Source organism: Sodalis sp. RH19, assembly GCF_047324215.1.
Lineage (GTDB): Bacteria > Pseudomonadota > Gammaproteobacteria > Enterobacterales > Enterobacteriaceae > Acerihabitans.
On sequence record NZ_CP178734.1, the window covers coordinates 3,323,340 to 3,342,177 of the forward strand.

General features: G+C 55.5%; 16 protein-coding genes, 3 tRNA genes, 2 rRNA genes and 1 pseudogene. 8 read left to right on the forward strand and 14 right to left on the reverse strand.

The window, feature by feature from the left end; genetic code table 11:
- Position 1 precedes the first annotated feature (1 nt).
- A complete protein-coding gene (gene dpaA / locus ACL2XF_RS15100; RefSeq protein ID WP_410016285.1) occupies positions 2–739 on the forward strand; it encodes a peptidoglycan meso-diaminopimelic acid protein amidase in 738 nt (245 codons plus the stop codon).
- On the opposite strand, the gene ACL2XF_RS15105 is transcribed toward dpaA, so the two are convergent.
- The 3 genes from ACL2XF_RS15105 to ACL2XF_RS15115 form a co-directional block, all read right to left on the reverse strand.
- Positions 710–1,477, reverse strand: a complete 768-nt coding sequence (locus ACL2XF_RS15105) for a class II glutamine amidotransferase (RefSeq protein ID WP_410016286.1) — start codon at positions 1,475–1,477, stop codon at positions 710–712. The two genes, dpaA and ACL2XF_RS15105, sit on opposite strands and share 30 nt — an antisense overlap.
- A gap of 37 nt (positions 1,478–1,514) precedes the next feature.
- A complete protein-coding gene (gene lpcA, locus ACL2XF_RS15110; protein ID WP_413722197.1) occupies positions 1,515–2,099 on the reverse strand; it encodes a D-sedoheptulose 7-phosphate isomerase in 585 nt (194 codons plus the stop codon).
- Positions 2,100–2,325: 226 nt separating this feature from the next.
- Positions 2,326–2,910, reverse strand: a complete 585-nt coding sequence (locus ACL2XF_RS15115) for a YceI family protein (RefSeq protein ID WP_410016288.1) — start codon at positions 2,908–2,910, stop codon at positions 2,326–2,328.
- A 294-nt stretch (positions 2,911–3,204) separates the two neighbouring features.
- Between ACL2XF_RS15115 and ACL2XF_RS15120 the strand changes: the two genes are divergently transcribed.
- The gene (locus tag ACL2XF_RS15120; RefSeq protein ID WP_413727103.1) at positions 3,205–4,362 is read left to right on the forward strand and encodes a pyridoxal phosphate-dependent aminotransferase; all 1,158 of its coding nucleotides are present in this window, start codon (positions 3,205–3,207) and stop codon (positions 4,360–4,362) included.
- Positions 4,350–5,150: an amidohydrolase gene (locus ACL2XF_RS15125; RefSeq protein WP_413727104.1), complete on the forward strand. Its 801-nt coding sequence runs from the start codon at positions 4,350–4,352 to the stop codon at positions 5,148–5,150. The genes ACL2XF_RS15120 and ACL2XF_RS15125 overlap by 13 nt, the downstream gene beginning before the upstream one ends.
- Here ACL2XF_RS15125 and uraH read toward each other — a convergent pair.
- Both uraH and uraD read right to left on the reverse strand, forming a co-directional pair.
- A complete protein-coding gene (uraH, locus tag ACL2XF_RS15130; RefSeq protein ID WP_413722194.1) occupies positions 5,147–5,488 on the reverse strand; it encodes a hydroxyisourate hydrolase in 342 nt (113 codons plus the stop codon). The two genes, ACL2XF_RS15125 and uraH, sit on opposite strands and share 4 nt — an antisense overlap.
- Positions 5,488–5,988, reverse strand: coding sequence for a 2-oxo-4-hydroxy-4-carboxy-5-ureidoimidazoline decarboxylase (gene uraD, locus ACL2XF_RS15135; RefSeq protein WP_413727105.1), 501 nt, complete (start codon positions 5,986–5,988; stop codon positions 5,488–5,490). Before uraD ends, uraH begins: the two co-directional genes overlap by 1 nt.
- A 593-nt stretch (positions 5,989–6,581) precedes the next feature.
- On the opposite strand from uraD, the gene hpxZ reads away from it, so the two are divergent.
- Positions 6,582–6,965 carry an oxalurate catabolism protein HpxZ gene (hpxZ, locus tag ACL2XF_RS15140; protein WP_413727106.1) on the forward strand — a complete coding sequence of 128 codons (384 nt, stop codon included), beginning with the start codon at positions 6,582–6,584 and terminating at the stop codon, positions 6,963–6,965.
- A gap of 48 nt (positions 6,966–7,013) precedes the next feature.
- On the opposite strand, the gene puuE is transcribed toward hpxZ, so the two are convergent.
- Positions 7,014–8,000 (reverse strand): allantoinase PuuE, encoded by a 987-nt coding sequence (gene puuE, locus ACL2XF_RS15145; RefSeq protein WP_413727107.1) that lies wholly within the window; start codon positions 7,998–8,000, stop codon positions 7,014–7,016.
- Positions 8,001–8,238: 238 nt separating this feature from the next.
- On the opposite strand from puuE, the gene ACL2XF_RS15150 reads away from it, so the two are divergent.
- Positions 8,239–8,622 carry a tautomerase family protein gene (locus tag ACL2XF_RS15150; protein WP_410016295.1) on the forward strand — a complete coding sequence of 128 codons (384 nt, stop codon included), beginning with the start codon at positions 8,239–8,241 and terminating at the stop codon, positions 8,620–8,622.
- A 155-nt stretch (positions 8,623–8,777) separates the two neighbouring features.
- Here the strand turns inward: ACL2XF_RS15150 and ACL2XF_RS15155 are convergent.
- Positions 8,778–8,854, reverse strand: a tRNA-Asp gene (locus ACL2XF_RS15155).
- Positions 8,855–8,989: 135 nt separating this feature from the next.
- Positions 8,990–9,757: a DNA polymerase III subunit epsilon gene (gene dnaQ, locus ACL2XF_RS15160; protein ID WP_413727108.1), complete on the reverse strand. Its 768-nt coding sequence runs from the start codon at positions 9,755–9,757 to the stop codon at positions 8,990–8,992.
- Here dnaQ and rnhA point away from each other — a divergent pair.
- Positions 9,702–10,270 (forward strand): annotated as a pseudogene (gene rnhA / locus ACL2XF_RS15165) (ribonuclease HI). The gene dnaQ and the pseudogene rnhA overlap by 56 nt on opposite strands.
- 8 nt (positions 10,271–10,278) lie before the next feature.
- Here the strand turns inward: rnhA and ACL2XF_RS15170 are convergent.
- Positions 10,279–10,989 (reverse strand): class I SAM-dependent methyltransferase, encoded by a 711-nt coding sequence (locus ACL2XF_RS15170; RefSeq protein ID WP_413727109.1) that lies wholly within the window; start codon positions 10,987–10,989, stop codon positions 10,279–10,281.
- Between the two features lie 49 nt (positions 10,990–11,038).
- On the opposite strand from ACL2XF_RS15170, the gene gloB reads away from it, so the two are divergent.
- Positions 11,039–11,791, forward strand: a complete 753-nt coding sequence (gene gloB, locus ACL2XF_RS15175) for a hydroxyacylglutathione hydrolase (protein WP_413722191.1) — start codon at positions 11,039–11,041, stop codon at positions 11,789–11,791.
- 71 nt (positions 11,792–11,862) lie between these two features.
- Positions 11,863–13,266, forward strand: coding sequence for a murein transglycosylase D (gene mltD / locus ACL2XF_RS15180; protein ID WP_410016299.1), 1,404 nt, complete (start codon positions 11,863–11,865; stop codon positions 13,264–13,266).
- Positions 13,267–13,337: 71 nt separating this feature from the next.
- Here mltD and ACL2XF_RS15185 read toward each other — a convergent pair whose 3' ends face one another.
- From ACL2XF_RS15185 to ACL2XF_RS15205, 5 genes are all read right to left on the reverse strand, one after another.
- Positions 13,338–14,183, reverse strand: a complete 846-nt coding sequence (locus ACL2XF_RS15185) for an endonuclease/exonuclease/phosphatase family protein (protein WP_410016300.1) — start codon at positions 14,181–14,183, stop codon at positions 13,338–13,340.
- A 405-nt stretch (positions 14,184–14,588) separates the two neighbouring features.
- Positions 14,589–14,665, reverse strand: a tRNA-Asp gene (locus tag ACL2XF_RS15190).
- A gap of 435 nt (positions 14,666–15,100) precedes the next feature.
- Positions 15,101–15,216 (reverse strand): 5S ribosomal RNA (rrf, locus tag ACL2XF_RS15195).
- Between the two features lie 126 nt (positions 15,217–15,342).
- Positions 15,343–18,256, reverse strand: a 23S ribosomal RNA gene (locus ACL2XF_RS15200).
- Between the two features lie 399 nt (positions 18,257–18,655).
- Positions 18,656–18,731 (reverse strand) — tRNA-Glu (locus tag ACL2XF_RS15205).
- Positions 18,732–18,838: the final 107 nt, after the last annotated feature.

Consider the following 18,838-nt stretch of genomic DNA (forward strand, 5'->3'; position numbering starts at 1 on the left):
AATGGGCAAAATCGCGCTGTTGTTTGCGATATTGTTTTGTATACCGGCCATGACGTCCGTCAGTTATGCCAGTGAGCAGGCGCAGACGCAGGTATCGAAAGAATTAAAGGCACAACTATTAGGCTCACCGGTTTTTATTCAGATCTTTAAAGAAGAACGAACGCTTGAACTGTATGCCAAAATGGGTAATGAATACCGCATGCTGGGCAGCTACCGCATTTGTAATTTCTCCGGCGGCCTGGGTCCGAAACGCCGGGAAGGGGATTTTAAAAGCCCGGAAGGGTTTTATTCAATTACCAACCGTAACCTAAATCCGAACAGTCATTATTATCGGGCGATAAATATCGGTTTTCCCAACGCCTACGATCAATCGCAAGGCTATTCCGGCGCGATGCTAATGATCCATGGCGACTGCCGTTCTATTGGCTGTTATGCCATGACCGATGGATATATCGCCGAAATTTATCATTATGTGGAAGCCGCGTTGCAAAACGGACAGGCCCAGGTCAATATCCATATTTTCCCGTTCCGGATGACCGAGGCAAACCTGCAGCGCCACCGTTTTTCGACGTATTATCCTTTCTGGCGTTCACTTGAACCGGGTTATGCCTATTTTGCCCGCTACCACCAGCCGCCGGCGGTGGCGGTCGTCAACGGTCAATACACCATCAACGCGCCGCTGCAGTTAAACAGCGGCACCCCGGTAATTTCACAGTTCGCGCTCTCCGAAACGAAATAATACGCTCTCCCCTGGCGCAATCTTGTGCCAGGTTTCATTCCCCGTCAGCGGCTGCGTGGCGATAACGGTGACCACGTCGTTTGGCGTGGTCTGCTGCTGGAAATCGATCTCCACATCCTGGTCAAGCAATGTCGCCTTGCCAAACGGCGCCCGCCGGGTGATCCAATACAGATTCGTGGAACAATACCCCATCACAAAACGGCCGTCCGACAGCAACATATTGAAGATGCCCTTTTGCCGCAGCTCGCCGGCAAGCACCGCAATATAGCGAAATACCGCCGGCCAGTTAGCCGGGGTGCGCGGATAGCGCGCCGCCAGCCGGGCCAGCAGCCAGCAAAAGGCATATTCGCTGTCGGTTTTCCCCACCGGGCGATAACAGCCGGTATCCAACTGGCGAAACCCCCGCAGCTGGCCGTTATGGGCGAAGGTCCAGTTGCGTCCCCACAGCTCGCGGGTAAACGGATGGGTATTTTCCAACGACACCTTGCCGCGGTTGGCCTGGCGGATATGCGACACCACCGCGCAGGATTTAATCGGATAATCCTGCACCAGCCGGGCGATAGGCGAATTGAAACTCGGCAACGGATCCTTGAAGGTCCGGCAGCCCATGCCCTCGTAAAAGGTGATACCCCAGCCATCCTTGTGCGGCCCCGTACGGCCGCCGCGTTGTACTAACCCGGTAAAGCTGAAGCAAATGTCCGTCGGTACATTGGCACTCATCCCGAGCAGTTCGCACATGACCCGTCTCCTATGCCAGGGCGTCTGAACGCCGTAATTACGCGCCCGCCGCCATCTCTTTTTCAATCAGTTGGATCAGGATATGGATCGCCTTGATATGGATTTCCTGAATACGATCGGCATAACCGAAATGCGGCACACGGATTTCCACGTCGGCGGTGCCGGCCATCTTGCCGCCGTCCTTGCCGGTGAGCACGATGACTTTCATGCCTTTGGCGCGGGCCGCCGCCACGGCGCGGATGATATTGGCCGAATTGCCGGACGTGGAGATGCCCAGCAGGACGTCGCCTTTATTACCCAGCGCTTCCACGTAACGTGAAAAGACAAAGTCGTAGCCAAAATCATTGCTGACGCAGGACAGGTGGCTGGGATCGGAAATGGCGATGGCCGGATACGCCGGGCGGTTATCGCGATAACGGCCGGTCAGTTCCTCGGCGAAATGCATGGCGTCGCAATGGGAACCGCCGTTGCCGCAGGAGAGCACCTTGCCGCCGGCTTTAAAAGAATCGGCAATCATAATGGCGGCGTCTTCTATCGACTGCAGATGGCGATCGTCGCTGAGAAATTTGGCAAGCGTTGCCGCCGCTTCGTTAAGTTCACTACGAATCAAGTCCTGATACATGGTTCCCTCGGTATAGGCTGGCTAATTTAATCGTTATCCCAGCCATCAGTTTACCGGATCGGCTAAACCACGAGAAGCGAAGTTAATCCCGTGCCCTTGCGTTACCACATGGAATTTGCAGTTTAGAGCCAGGATGGAATGGTGATGCCGCAAAAAGCAACGGCGGCGGAGACGCCGACCGGCGGGCCTGGCGCCGGCCGGTGGGGTTGCATTCACGCCATGACCGTTACTTCACCAGGGCCTCGGTGGAAATGCTGATAGCCACGGCGTCGCTGACCATAGGCACATATTTGTCCATGGCAAAATCAGAGCGCTTGATGGTGGTGGTGGCATTAAACCCGACCGCCTGTTTTTTCGCCATCGGATGCTCGCCTTTTTTGTTCAGCACCGCGTCCAGGATCACCGGTTTGGTGATATTTTTAATTTTCAGTTCACCGTAAACTTTATATTTATTGCCGCCCTCGCTGACGATTTTTGTGCTGCGGAACGTGGCCAGGGGGTAAGCGGCCAGATCGAAATAGTCCTTACCCTTGAAATCGTCCGTCAGCGCCTTGACGTGGGTATCCACCGTGGCAACCGGAATAGATACATCCACCGTCGAACGGGCGATGTCGGCATCATCCAGATGAATATTACCGGTAACGTTTGAAAAATCAGCGGTCGGATTGGAAAAGCCAAAATGGTTCCAGGAGAACACCACTGAGGTGTGCGCGGGATCCATGGCATAGGTCTGGGTCGCCGCCTGGGCAAAACCGGAAAGCAGCCCAAAGCCGATAACCAGGGGTGCTGCGATTCTTTTTGCGTTAATCATCTGTCTCTCATTCCGTTGCGGTTCAAAGAAGCAATTATAGTGGCCTTTTTAAGCACCGCATGCTGCCGAAAAAATTTGTCCTATTAATTCAGTCGTTTTGACCGACTGAAATGTCATCGGCCCTAAAACAGAAGAGTGAGAGTATGTTATCGCTTTTGCGCCGTTTAGGTGCTGCGATATAAAACTCGCCCAACGGCGGATTTAGCCGTTTAACCATCTAAACGTCTCGATTGTTAATTATGCTGAGCGTGTTATATTGAGGTAAAAACCGGCTTTTAAGAGTGGTAATTAGCCATGAGCAGCATCTACGTTCCGCAAAGCAAACTCCCCGCCTTGGGCACCACTATTTTCACCCAGATGAGCGCGCTGGCGCAGCAGCACCAGGCCATCAACCTCTCGCAGGGGTTTCCGGATTTTGACGGCCCGGAACATCTTAAGGCGCGGCTGGCGTACCATGTGGCCCAAGGGTCTAATCAATATGCGCCGATGACCGGCGTACCTGCGCTGCGTGCGGCGATTGCCGATAAAACCGAACAACTGTACGGCTGGCGGCCAGACCAGGATCAGGAGGTTACGGTCACTGCCGGGGCCACGGAAGCCCTGTTCGCCGCCATCAGCGCCCTGGTGCGCGCCGGTGATGAAGTGATCTGCTTTGATCCCAGCTATGACAGCTACGCCCCGGCGGTCACCCTGGCCGGCGGCGTGACCCGGCACATTGCGCTGACGCCGCCGTCGTTTCGCGTCGACTGGGCGGCGTTTGGCGCGCAGCTTAACGATCGCACCCGCCTGGTGATCCTGAACACGCCGCATAATCCCTCCGCCACTGTATGGCGGGACGACGATTTCGCCGCGCTTTGGCAGGCCATCGCCGGGCGGGAAATCTATGTGCTCAGCGACGAGGTGTATGAACATATCTGTTTTGCCGCCGGCGGCCATGCCAGCGTGCTGACGCACCCCGAGCTGCGCCAGCGCGCCATTGCCGTCTCGTCATTCGGTAAAACCTACCATATGACCGGCTGGAAGGTGGGTTATTGCGTGGCTCCGGCGGCGCTCAGCGCCGAAGTACGTAAGATTCATCAGTACCTGACCTTTGCCGTCAATACCCCGGCGCAGCTGGCGCTGGCCGATATGCTGCGCGACGAGCCGCAACATTGGCGACAGTTGCCCGCGTTTTACCGCGACCGGCGCGATCACCTGGTGCAGGCGCTGGCGCCGAGCCGGCTGGAGTTGTTGCCCTGCGAGGGCACCTATTTCCTGCTGGCCGACTATAGCGCGGTCTCGGATATGGATGATGTGGCGTTCTGCCGGTGGCTCACCGTGAACGTCGGCGTTGCCGCCATTCCCTTGTCGGTGTTCTGCGCCGATCCCTTTGCCCACAAACTGATCCGGCTGTGTTTTGCCAAACAGGATGCCACCCTTGATGCCGCCGCGGAGCGTTTATGTCAACTTTGAATATCAGCCTGTTGCAACAGCCTCTGGCCTGGATGGACGGCGAGGCTAACCTGGCTCATTTCGACGGCCTGCTGGCCGACGCCCAGGGACGCGATCTGATTATCCTGCCGGAAATGTTCACCACCGGCTTCGCCATGGAAGCGGCCGGCCGCGCGCTGCCGCAGGGCCGGGTGGTGGCGTGGCTGCAACAATGGGCCGACGCCATCGGCGCCATGATCGGCGGCAGCGCGGCCATCGGCACGCCGGAGGGCGCGGTGAACCGCTTTTTGCTGGTGGCACCGCAGGGTCGGGTTCATCTTTATGATAAACGCCATCTGTTTCGCATGGCGGATGAGCATCATCACTACCAGGCCGGGCAAAAGCGGGTGGTGGTGGACTGGCGCGGCTGGCGCATCCTGCCGCAGGTTTGTTATGACCTGCGCTTTCCGGCATGGTCGCGCAACCGCCAGGATTACGATCTGGCGCTGTATGTCGCCAACTGGCCGGCGCCGCGCGCGTCTCACTGGCAAACCCTGCTGGCGGCCCGCGCCATCGAGAACCAGGCCTATGTCGCGGGCTGCAACCGCGTCGGCACCGACGGCAACGGTCATCAGTACAGCGGCGACAGCATGATTATTGACCCGGCGGGTAACGTGCTGGCCCAGGGCGGGCCGGGGCGGGCCGAGCGCCTGGATGCCACTCTATCCCTCGCCAGCCTGCGCGAGTATCGCGCGGCGTTTCCCGCCTGGCTCGACGCCGATAGCTTTACGCTTGATGCGCCCGCGCCCGGTGCCGCCGGCCTGGCTTAACTGCCCTGGTAGGTGGACCAGCCGTAGGGATTGATCAGCAGGGGTAAATGCAGATGGTCCTGCTCTTCGCGCACAAAAAAATCGATTATTGCCGAGCCGTATAAGGCGCTGATGCCCTGTTGGGCAAACCAGGCGCCGAATGCCGCGCTAAGCCGGTAATGTCCCGGCGGTATGCCGTCGGGCGTTAGCGTGGTGAGCCGGCCGTCGCTGTCGGTTAATCCCCGCGCGATCGCCTCCCATGTGAAATACTTTTCCCTTTCCAGCTTCACCTTCACCTGTACCGCCGGCGTGCCCCGTGAGGTATCCAGGATATGGGTGGTAATCTTGCAACCGGTCATCAACATTCCTCCAGCTCCTTGCGTAAACGTAGCAGGGCGATTTCCCTTAACTGCAGCGCGGTTTCGCGCGTTTCCTCTTCGGGGCTATTATCCAGGCGGCGGCGCAGGTTCGCCAGGATTTCATGACCGCTGCGCCCGGCGGCGCGGATCAGGAACACCTGCCCGAAGCGTTGTTCGTAGCGCCGGTTGCCCTCCCGCAAATCGGCGGCCAGACGCGCGTCGGCAGGATCGACCCCCGCCTGCTCGCGCAGGGAATGTCCGGCGCCGGCACTATCGCCGCCGGGGCGTTCACCGATGCGGGGATGATGCGCCAGGGCAAGGTCCACCTGTTCCGCGCGCCAGGCCAGCGCCAGCTCACCGGCAAACGCCAGCAACTGATCCACGCGGGTAAACGGCCTGGCCGCCACGATGTTCCCGGCCCAGGCGGGGATAGCCGCGCAGGCGAGCAGGAGCTCCGCCACCGCCGACTGCGGGGCCTGATTAAATTCATCGAGCGTCATAGGCCGTCTCCTCTGCCGGTTGTCAGTCCCACGCTGGGCCGCGACCCTGTATCGACGCGGAACAATAAAGAGATGCTCGCCGTCCGGCACAGCCCGCCGCTTCGCAGGCCGGCGCACCGCGCCGGGGCGGATGAGCGGCATAAAGAATGCGCCTGAACCGTAACGCTTGCCTGGATGGCGATAACTACTGCAACTGCCTTATGCAACTGCCCTGTGCAACTGCCGTGCCATGGTGCGGCCACGGTGGATTGCCGGCATTTGCGCGCCATAGCCTGCATAATGCGCCGGGCAAGATGCGCGAAATATAAAGGGGTGGCGACGCAACGGCATAATCTCCGACAGGCAACGCACCATTACAGTGCAACATCACTCACCCGCGCACCAAAAAACCTCATTCGCCGGCGCACCATTGGCGTGCGTCTGCGCCCGCCCGGGCCGTGCCCCGCGGTTATATTGGAACGTCTCTTGCTTAATCCAGCATTGAGTAAAGATAATGATACCGGCGGACCCCGGCAATGTTACTCTAGCCGCTACCCCTGGGCACCGGAGCAGCGCGGCATTGTCAACGTGACCATAGCAAGAGTAAACGCAGCATGAAAAGTGAATATATCGATCGTCCGGCCATCCTGGCGGAAGTTAACGCCGCCTTTTACCAATATGAACAAGCGCTGATCACGAATGATGTCGCCACGCTCGACGAGCTGTTCTGGCACGATCCCCGCACCGTCAGGTACGGCGCCGGTGAAAACCTGTACGGTATCGAGGCCATCCAGGCTTTCCGGGCGGCGCGGTCGCCGGCGGGCCTGGAACGGGTGTTGCAAAATACGGCCATCACTACCTTTGGCGATGATTTAGCGGTGGCCTGCACCGAATTTACCCGCTCTGGCAGCGATAAGATCGGTCGTCAAACCCAGACCTGGGTCAAACTAGCCTGCGGCTGGCGCATTGTCGCCGCGCATATCAGCCAGATGAGCTGAAACGGCCCTCCCCCGCGCTTAGCCGGCCGGGGGCGCGCGGGAGGGATTTCAGACCGGTTTATCTTCCGGCGCGGCATGCCCGGCCGCGAAAGGATGATGGGTTATCCAGTGATCGGCGATGTCCTGCCGGCGGCAAATCCAGACCCGCTCATGCTGCTGCACATAATCCAGGAAACGCTGCAGGGCACGGAAACGTCCTGGCCGCCCGAGTATCCGGCAATGCATCCCCACCGACATCATTTTCGGCGACGTTTCCCCTTCCGCGTACAACACGTCAAAGCTGTCTTTAAGATAAGTGAAAAATTGCTCGCCGCTGTTAAATCCCTGCGGCGTGCTAAACCGCATATCGTTCGCCTCGAGGGTATAAGGGATGATCAGATGCGGCTTTACCGAGCCGTCCGTACAGGCCACCTGAGTCCAAAAGGGCAAGTCGTCGCCATAATAATCGCTGTCGTAGAGAATGCCGCCATGTTCCACCACCAGCCTGCGGGTATTGGGGCTATCGCGGCCGGTATACCAGCCCAGCGGCGTCTTGCCGAACAGTTCGGTTAACGTGTCTATCGCCTGCTGCATATGCTGGCGCTCGGTTTTGGCGTCCATCCCCTGATAATGCAGCCAGCGCCAGCCATGGCTGACCACATCGTAACCCGCGCCTTTGATGGCCTCGACCACCGGGGGATGACGCGCCAACGCCATGGCCACGCCGAACACGGTCAGCGGCAACCCGCGCCGTTCAAACTCCTGCTGGATGCGCCAGAAACCGGCGCGGGATCCATACTCATATAAAGATTCCATGGACATATGGCGCTCGGGGTAGCTTGCCGCGCCGATAATATCCGACAGAAACTGCTCGGATCCCGTATCGCCGTGCAATACGCTATTTTCGGAACCTTCTTCGTAATTCAGCACGAACTGCACTGCTATGCGGGCCTGTTCCGGCCAGGCGGCGTGAGGAGGCTTGCCGGCATAACCGATCAGGTCGCGCGGATAGTTTTTATTAAACGAAAAACTTTTTTTGTCGGTCGCTTCACTCATGATCAGTTCCTTTTAAAGATCCGGTGTCTAAGTTTAGTCTGCAAAAAGGCGCGGATAGTTCTCTCACCCGCAGAAATACCGCCGCCTGCCCACCCGCCATCCGCTACGGCACTGCCGGTATACCCTCCGGGGAACGTGCTCTTGCATGGCGTGGGGTCATACCCTACTATTGCTGCATTCGCGGCCATGGATAGTCGGATGGCCGGATATTCTTCAATTTTGCCGTGGAGTGAACGTTATGCCGCTGGTTCGTATCGATATCAAGAAAAATCCCGACCCGACCTATATTGGCCGGGTGGGTAAAGTCGTTTATCAGGCGATGAAAAGCGCCATCAATGTGCCCGAACATGATAATTTCCAGATTCTCGGCGAGCACGACGGCGATCATTTTATTTATGATGCCGGTTACCTCGGCATTAACCGTACGGATAAGCTGGTCATCATCCAGATTACCCTGAATGAGGGCCGCAGCATCGAGCAGAAAAAATCGCTCTACAAAACCATTGCCGGTGGACTGCGCGAGGCGCTGGGCGTATCGCCCGAGGATGTGTTTATTAATCTTATCGAAGTAAAGAAAGAGAATTGGTCGTTTGGCAACGGCATTGCCCAATACGCAGGCTGACGGGCGCCTGGACTATTATCGTGACATCGCGCGGCGCCTGAAACACGCCGCGCTATCGCAAAAGAGGTTAACCAGAAACACGCCGCGCGCTCGCCAAGGGTGTTAAAAAACAACATGGGCCGCAGCGTAAACGCAGCAGCCCATTGGGAATTAGTTGGCGGTGTGGACGGGACTCGAACCCGCGACCCCCGGCGTGACAGGCCGGTATTCTAACCGACTGAACTACCACACCGCACATGTGCTTTGTCGGGAAAGCGAGGCGAATAGTACGGTCAGCGCCGGTCGCCGTCAATGCTTTTCACCCGGCAATATGTTGTTTGGCGATTATTTGGACATAACGTTGTTTATTCAGCCGGAATAGGGGATATCAGTGTGTTTGCTCTTCGCTTTCCGGTCGCCACAAACAGCTGCCGCCCTTTTTCTTCACCAGGTCGAGCCGTGATTCATGGGCTGCCATTTCTTCCTCGCTGGCATAAATAACCTTTAGCTGCGACTGCGCGCGCACCACCCGCTGAATATTCTCGCCGCCGTCAGCGTTGCGTCGCCCGCTCTCCCCTTCCATGGAAAAACGCATCGACGTCTGCCCACCGGTCATGGCCAGGTACACTTCCGCCAGGATTTCGGCGTCAAGCAAGGCGCCGTGCAGGGTACGCTTGGTATTATCGATCAAATAACGATCGCAAAGCGCATCCAGGCTGTTGCGTTTGCCCGGGAAGAGTTTACGCGCCAGGAACAGGCTATCGGTGACTTTACAGAAGGTATCGGTTTTGCCAATGCCGCGGTTAAGCTTGCCGAACTCGTAATCCATAAAGCCGATATCGAAGGGCGCGTTATGGATGACCAGCTCGCCGCCGCGGATAAACTCGATAAATTCGTCCGCCACCTGCGCAAACGTGGGTTTATCCGCCAGGAATTCATCGCTGATGCCATGGATATTATAGGCTTCCGGGTCGACCAGCCGATCCGGCTTCAGGTAAACATGGAAGTGCCTGCCGGTAAGCCGACGGTTGATGACCTCGACCGCGCCGATCTCGATGATCTTATGACCTTCGTAATGAACCCCCAGTTTGTTCATACCGGTGGTTTCAGTATCCAGAACAATCTGGCGCGTAATTCCAGTGCCCGTTGCGTTCATTTATGTCAGACTTGGTTTTTTTAACATGAAGGTAGTCTACCAGAGATGCAGAAACAGGTAGAAATTTTCACCGATGGATCTTGTCTGGGCAATCCCGGCCCGGGCGGATACGGTGCCATACTGCGCTATAAGCAGCATGAAAAAATATTCAGCGCCGGTTACCGGCTTACCACCAACAACCGCATGGAACTCATGGCGGCCATTGTCGCGCTGGAGGCGCTTAAAGACCCCTGCGAAGTGGTTATCAGCACCGATAGCCAGTATGTACGCCAGGGCATTACCCAATGGATTCATAACTGGAAAAAGCGCGGCTGGAAAACTGCCGAAAAGAAACCGGTCAAAAATGTTGATCTGTGGCAGCGGCTGGATTTAGCTATCCAAACCCATGTCCTGCGCTGGGATTGGGTAAAGGGCCATGCCGGCCATCCGGAAAACGAACGCTGCGACGAGCTTGCCCGCAGCGCGGCGTGCAATCCGGCGTTCGACGATATCGGTTACCAGCCGGAAAAATAGCGGGCGCATCAGTTGCTCCGGCTGGCGGCGCCTACCGTGCGCCGGAGCGACGCCTTGAGGGTTTTGCTTTTCAGGGGATTGAGCGTGAGCGGGAAGGTACGTTTGCGCGCGACAATCATGCTCAGGCATCCAATAGCGGGCAGATGCTCGCTCAACAGACGCCCGCCCCGGCGACGCCACGGCAGCACCTGGAAACGCGAACGGTGCATCACTTCAAAATTCAGCACGCTAAGCCAGTCCAGTAACCGCATCTGGGTATACATCCGGCTGCGATAGGGCTGCCGGCACTGCACGATTGGGCAGAGTTTGCCGATGCCCAGCAGACTCACCGGGTTGAACGTGGTAATAATCAGCCAGCCGTCATCAATCAACACCCGGTCGATTTCCCGCAGCAGACGGTGCGGATCCGAGGTGTAGGACAGCGTGTGGGCCAGCAGGCAGGCGTCGGTGGATTTGTTGGCGAACGGCAATTGAAAGGGATCGGCGATGACGTCCAGGTTATCACCTTTGATGCCGACATTGACCTGATGTGAAATAGCGCATTCACTGGTATCGATGTCCCCGCTGAGCGCGCCTATTTTAATGAGATGAAAACCGAATAATTTGGGCCACCAGGGCAACAGGCTGGTCTCCAGCGCCCGACGGTAGTTAGCTCCGTATGGGAGGTCATCCCATGAGGTTGGCGCGATGATAGGCTGCGTAATTTGCGCTGGTTTCATGTTTGACTATCTTCTAAGTGCCATAAAAAAAAATGAACAGAGGTGATCAATGAATCTTATCAGTATTCCCGCGTTTGCGGATAATTACATTTGGCTTTTGCATAACGACGCCCAGGAATGCATTATCGTCGACCCCGGCGAGTCGGCGCAGGTCATCGCTGAACTGACCGCCAGGCGCCTGACGCTGAAAGCTATCTTTTTAACCCATCACCACCAGGATCATGTGGGCGGCGTGCCGGAGCTGCGCCGGCATTTCGGTGTCCCGGTCTATGGACCGCAGGAGACCGCCGCCAAGGGCGCCGACCATATTGTCGGGGAAAACGATCGGGTGGAAGCGCTTAATATATCCTTTTCCGTGCTGGCCTTGCCCGGCCACACATTAGGACATATCGGATTTTATAGCGCGCCCTATTTATTTTGTGGCGACACGGTATTTTCCGCCGGCTGCGGGCGTTTATTCGAAGGCACGCCAAAGCAAATGTATGAGTCTTTTCAAAAAGTTAAACAACTACCACCCGAGACATTGCTCTGCGCCGCGCATGAGTATACTTTAGCCAATCTCGCCTTTGCGCGGTCGATATTACCCGAAGATACAACGATCGCCGCTTATGAGCGTGAAATTAAGCAGTTACGGGCAAAAAACCAAGCCAGCCTGCCCTCAAAACTACATTTAGAGGGTAAAATTAACCTATTCTTACGTTGCCATGACATTGATTTACAAAGAAAGTTAGACCCACATCATGCACTGCACGAGGAATGGCGTATTTTTGCCTTATTACGGGAGAAGAAGGATCATTTCTGAAGGTTTAGGTTGTAATGTCGGAATGTTCAAAGTATTATTGCTTGTCTTTTAAGCAACTATTGACATACAGAATGAAGACTCATGCGATCTTAATCGCCTCGGTCTTGCTCGTGGGTTGTCAGTCGTCCAGGTCGGCCGACTCACCTCCCGAACAGCATGCACAGAGTGTTTCTTCGGCAGGTCAAGGTGAAGCAGGAAAGTACACAGACGGCCGAGCGATCTCGGCGCGATGGCTTGGAGATTCAAGCCTCGCGCAGCCTGATTTGTGGAACTTCATTAGCGACGAGCTGAAGATGCAGATACCGGAAAACGCCCGGATCCGCGAGCAAAAAAAGCGTTATTTAAGTAATAAGAGCTATCTCCACGATGTAACATTACGGGCAGAGCCGTACATGTACTGGATTGTCGAGCAGATTAAGCAACGAAAAATGCCGATGGAACTGGTACTGCTACCCATAGTGGAGAGCGCTTTTGACCCTAAGGCAACATCCGCCTCAAACGCGGCTGGCCTTTGGCAGATTGTGCCCACAACTGGCAGGAATTATGGCCTAAAGCAAAACCAATGGTATGACGGTCGTCGCGATGTCGTCGCGTCCACCACCGCTGCACTCGATATGATGCAACGTCTCAATCGCATGTTCGACGGCGATTGGTTGTTGACGATTGCTGCTTATAACAGCGGTGAAGGACGGGTCATTCAGGCGATGAAATCCAATAAAGCGAAGGGGAAACCCACCGATTTTTGGGCACTGTCATTGCCGCGCGAGACCACTATCTATGTGCCGAAAATGCTTGCGCTTAGTAATATTATTAAGAATAGCAAACAATACGGCGTCGCCCTGCCGAAAAGCAATGACGACCGCGCTTTAGCGCGCGTGGAAGTGGGTCAGCAAATAGGTTTGAGCCAGGCGGCGGAAATGTCGGGTTTGTCGTTAACGAAGCTGAAAAGCTTCAATACCGGCTACAAGCGTAACGTAACCGCGCCAAACGGCCCGCATTACATTATGTTGCCCAAAGCCCACGCCACACAGCTGAGGGATTCGCTGGCGGTAGGCGACATCGCAGCGGTGCAGCAATCCACCCAGTTGGCGGATACGGCAGTCAGCGGCGCGAAATACCAGGTACGTTCCGGAGATACCTTGTCGGGCATTGCCAAACGTCTGAATGTGAAGGCGAGCGACTTGTTGAAATGGAACAACCTGCGTACCAGCAGCAGCCTGAAAGTCGGGCAAACATTGCAGGTGGCGGACAATAGCCTCGGCGGCAAAGCCGGACAGGCGCTGCCGGTGGCCAATAACGGCGGCAGCATCACCTACCGGGTACGTAAGGGTGATTCCTTGTCCAGCATTGCCAAACGGCACGGTGTCGATATACAGGACGTCAAGCGCTGGAACGGCGCGCTGGATAATGCCGGCACCTTGCAGCCAGGCCTGAAGCTGACGTTGTTTGTCAACGGCAAAGCCACCGACTCCTGACGGGTTACGGCACATAAAAAAACAAGCACCGCGGTGCTTGTTTTTTTATGCCTGGATCATGCCCCGCTCACCTAACCGGCATTCGGTATTCCGACGATTTTGGTTTCCGGCACCGATTTATCGGTGCGCTTATGGGGTTCAAACTCAACCAGCAGCGGATTATGATCCGAGGCCTGCGTGACCAGTACCGATGCCTCGGTGACTTTCAGCCCCCGGTAAAACACAAAATCCAGCGGACGGCCAAAAGCGCGGCGGCGCTGATCGTCGATAAACTTCACTTCGCGCAACGTCATCCGATCGGCAAAACGATATAAAGCTGTAATCCGCTGCCGGCTCCAGGCATTAAAATCACCTGCCATGATCACCGGTCCCTGATGATTCAGGATTTGCTCGCCAATCGGCCCCAGCTGCTTGCTGTAGACGTCCACGCCCAGGCTGAAGTTAACCGCATGGATATTGACCACCATCATCAGTTGCCCGTCATACAGGGGATAAACGGTGACCAGGGCGGATTTCGCCAAACGCAGCAGCGGTTCCCGCTCGCGCAGCGGGCAACAATAAACCGGATGTGCCGCGGACAATGTCATGACACCCGACGGATGCTGCGGAAATATCAGTGCCGGCACCTGGTCGGTCGCCAGATAATTTGATGTAGCAAACCTCACCAGCTCCGGCGTGGTTTGTGCCTCCTGCAATAATACCAGTTGGGCATCCTTGCCGAACCCTTGCAGCACGGAGAGCCAATCAGCACGCTGCTGTTTGTAGATGTTCCAGACCATTACCCGCAATAGCTTGGATCCCGGCAACGGCTCGCCGGGAGGCAACGCTTGACCAAGGCGACTGAAGGCAAGTGGGGGGAAAATACGCTCAACCGGCTGTCCCGCAACATACCTGACTGAATATGTTTTTTTTGCCACGGTTACCGCCTATTTAACTGTTTCTTTTGCGTCTGTGTCATGATTAATGGATTCATTTGGACAGCTATTTTTTATCCACAGACATTGTTACGATCATGATCTTTTATAGAATGTTTAATTTTTAAATTCAACGCCGAAGCACAATACGGCATCGGTTTCACTCATTGTACCATAAAATTTGTTTTAACCGGGGCCATGCGCCTGTTTGCCCCGCCGCCTAACGATTTGCCTGTTATTAATGGGCCGCATTAATTAGTCAAAGATCTATGATAAATAATGATTTTACCCTGGAGTTTGCCCAGCGGGGATGGTGCGTGAGGAAGGGAAAATATTTGTCGTGAGATAGCAGGGGTAACATCAGGCATAAAAAAAACCCTGAACATATGTTCAGGGCCTTATTTAGGGTGGCGGTGCGGACGGGACTCGAACCCGCGACCCCCGGCGTGACAGGCCGGTATTCTAACCGACTGAACTACCGCACCACGATTCGGTACTACACCCAAACATAACATTTGCGGGGTCAACGCCTGTTAAAACCGTTTGCGGTGCTTGACCAACGCCTTTCGCTTCGCTCAAGGTATTGGTCTTAATGGATGCCTGGCAGTTGATGCCTGACTGCGTCAGGCCCCCTTCGGGCCGCCGCAAGCGGCGTTCAACAGGCTCCGCCTGTTGTCCTGCTCTCTGACTCGAGTAGCGAACTGCCAGGGTTACTTCACAACGCCTTTCGCTTCGCTCAAGGTATTGGTCTTAATGGATGCCTGGCAGTTGATGCCTGACTGCGTCAGGCCCCCTTCGGGCCGCCGCAAGCGGCGTTCAACAGGCTCCGCCTGTTGTCCTACTCTCTTACTCGAGTAGCGAACTGCCAGGGTTACTTCACAACGCCTCTCGCTTCGCTCAAGGTATTGGTCTTAATGGATGCCTGGCAGTTCCCTACTCTCGCATGGGGAGACCCCACACTACCATCGGCGCTACGGCGTTTCACTGCTGAGTTCGGCATGGGGTCAGGTGGGACCACCGCGCTAGTGCCGCCAGGCAAATTCGTTTACCAACCGTCATCCTGCTACTGATGACCATCGGCCTTTATCCGGAACTTCGCTGAAAATTCTCTCGCCGCCCCTCGGGGCGGCGCTCTCTTCGCGTCAAACACTTTAGGTGTTGTAAGGTTAAGCCTCACGGGTCATTAGTATCGGTTAGCTCAACGCATCGCTGCGCTTACACACCCGACCTATCAACGTCATCGTCTTTAACGTCCCTTCAGGTGGCTTAAAGCCACAGGGAAGACTCATCTCGAGGCAAGTTTCCCGCTTAGATGCTTTCAGCGGTTATCTCTTCCGCACGTAGCTACCGGGCAATGCCATTGGCATGACAACCCGAACACCAGTGGTGCGTCCACTCCGGTCCTCTCGTACTAGGAGCAGCCCCTCTCAATCTTCCAACGCCCACGGCAGATAGGGACCGAACTGTCTCACGACGTTCTAAACCCAGCTCGCGTACCACTTTAAATGGCGAACAGCCATACCCTTGGGACCTACTTCAGCCCCAGGATGTGATGAGCCGACATCGAGGTGCCAAACACCGCCGTCGATATGAACTCTTGGGCGGTATCAGCCTGTTATCCCCGGAGTACCTTTTATCCGTTGAGCGATGGCCCTTCCATTCAGAACCACCGGATCACTAAGACCTGCTTTCGCACCTGCTCGAGCCGTCACTCTCGCAGTCAAGCTAGCTTATGCCTTTGCACTAACCTCACGATGTCCGACCGTGATTAGCTAACCTTCGTGCTCCTCCGTTACTCTTTAGGAGGAGACCGCCCCAGTCAAACTACCCACCAGACACTGTCCTCGACCCGGATTACGGGCCGGAGTTAGAACATCAAACATTAAAGGGTGGTATTTCAAGGTTGGCTCCATGCAGACTGGCGTCCACACTTCAAAGCCTCCCACCTATCCTACACATCAAGGCTCAATGTTCAGTGTCAAGCTATAGTAAAGGTTCACGGGGTCTTTCCGTCTTGCCGCGGGTACACTGCATCTTCACAGCGAGTTCAATTTCACTGAGTCTCGGGTGGAGACAGCCTGGCCATCATTACGCCATTCGTGCAGGTCGGAACTTACCCGACAAGGAATTTCGCTACCTTAGGACCGTTATAGTTACGGCCGCCGTTTACCGGGGCTTCGATCAAGAGCTTCTCCTTGCGGATAACCCCATCAATTAACCTTCCGGCACCGGGCAGGCGTCACACCGTATACGTCCACTTTCGTGTTTGCACAGTGCTGTGTTTTTAATAAACAGTTGCAGCCAGCTGGTATCTGCGACTGGCTTCAGCTCGGGGAGCAAGTCCCTCCACCTAATGCCAGCGTGCCTTCTCCCGAAGTTACGGCACCATTTTGCCTAGTTCCTTCACCCGAGTTCTCTCAAGCGCCTTGGTATTCTCTACCTGACCACCTGTGTCGGTTTGGGGTACGATTCGATGTGACCTGGAGCTTAGAGGCTTTTCCTGGAAGCGTAGCATCAATTCCTTCACCACCGTAGTGGCTCGTTATCACGCCTCAGTGTTGAATGAAAAAGCGGATTTACCTGCTCTTTCCACCTTCACGCTTAAACCGGGACAACCGTCGCCCGGCGAACCTAGCTTTCTCCGTCCCCCCTTCGCAGTCACACCCAGTACAGGAATATTAACCTGTTTCCCATCGACTACGCCTTTCGGCCTCGCCTTAGGGGTCGACTCACCCTGCCCCGATTAACGTTGGACAGGAACCCTTGGTCTTCCGGCGAGCGGGCTTTTCACCCGCTTTATCGTTACTTATGTCAGCATTCGCACTTCTGATACCTCCAGCAGCCCTCACAGGCCACCTTCGCAGGCTTACAGAACGCTCCCCTACCCAACAATACCCGAAGGTATCGCTGCCGCAGCTTCGGTGCATGGTTTAGCCCCGTTACATCTTCCGCGCAGGCCGACTCGACCAGTGAGCTATTACGCTTTCTTTAAATGATGGCTGCTTCTAAGCCAACATCCTGGCTGTCTGTGCCTTCCCACATCGTTTCCCACTTAACCATGACTTTGGGACCTTAGCTGGCGGTCTGGGTTGTTTCCCTCTTCACGACGGACGTTAGCACCCGCCGTGTGTCTCCCGTGGTAACATTCTTCGGTATTCGCAGTTTGCATCGGGTTGGTAATCCGGGGTGGACCCCTAGCCGAAACAGTGCTCTACCCCCGAAGATGAATTCACGAGGCGCTACCTAAATAGCTTTCGGGGAGAACCAGCTATCTCCCGGTTTGATTGGCCTTTCACCCCCAGCCACAAGTCATCCGCTAATTTTTCAACATTAGTCGGTTCGGTCCTCCAGTTAGTGTTACCCAACCTTCAACCTGCCCATGGCTAGATCACCGGGTTTCGGGTCTATACCCTGCAACTTAACGCCCAGTTAAGACTCGGTTTCCCTACGGCTCCCCTATTCGGTTAACCTTGCTACAGAATATAAGTCGCTGACCCATTATACAAAAGGTACGCAGTCACCCTGATAAATCAAGGCTCCCACTGCTTGTACGTACACGGTTTCAGGTTCTATTTCACTCCCCTCGCCGGGGTTCTTTTCGCCTTTCCCTCACGGTACTGGTTCACTATCGGTCAGTCAGGAGTATTTAGCCTTGGAGGATGGTCCCCCCATCTTCAGACAGGATATCACGTGTCCCGCCCTACTCATCGAGCTCACAGCACTTGCACCTTCGGATACGGGGCTATCACCCTGTGTTGCCGGACTTTCCAGACCGTTCTCCTGATGCAAATGCTGATGGTGACTCTGGGCTGTTCCCCGTTCGCTCGCCGCTACTAGGGGAATCTCGGTTGATTTCTTTTCCTCGGGGTACTGAGATGTTTCAGTTCCCCCGGTTCGCCTCAATACGCTATGGATTCACGTAATGATAGTGCAACGAATTGCACTGGGTTTCCCCATTCGGACATCGCCGGCTGATAGCGCTTCATATCAGCTCACCGGCGCATTTCGCGGATTAGCACGTCCTTCATCGCCTCTGACTGCCTAGGCATCCACCGTGTACGCTTATTCACTTAACCTCACAACCCTAAAGTGTCTGTGTTGCGACTGGCTGCACACTGCCATGGCATCGTTGCGCGGTGCTCGCCATGCTCATGGACATACAGTCCACTCCGCTGGCTGCGCGCCGTGCGCCTTGCCCTGACACTGTTCGCACAGTCTCACCCTGGTGAGAGTAAACCCTCGCCTGGGCTACAGAGATTGCCATCGACACGGCAATCATTAGGTTTGCTTGCTTTGAGAGAATCGCATACTGATTTTGCTCAGCATGTTTTTTTCAAATTTTCAGCTTGTTCCGGATTGTTAAAGAGCATGTATTTCGCAGCATACTGATACGCGGTTGCGTAACAATGTGCTCTGAAATCATCAGACAATAAAGGCGGGTCTGGTTTGGTTAACAGGTCGTATGAAAAAGAGTTTGGCGTCCCCTAGGGGGTTCGAACCCCTGTTACCGCCGTGAAAGGGCAGTGTCCTAGGCCACTAGACGAAGGGGACAGGAGTGCGTTTGTGAGATAAGTTGTCGTCAATAGGCAACGAATTCTTATGCCACCGTTTTTTATCAACCCTGCCTTAACATTCAGGAAGAGGGCATGACAAAAAAC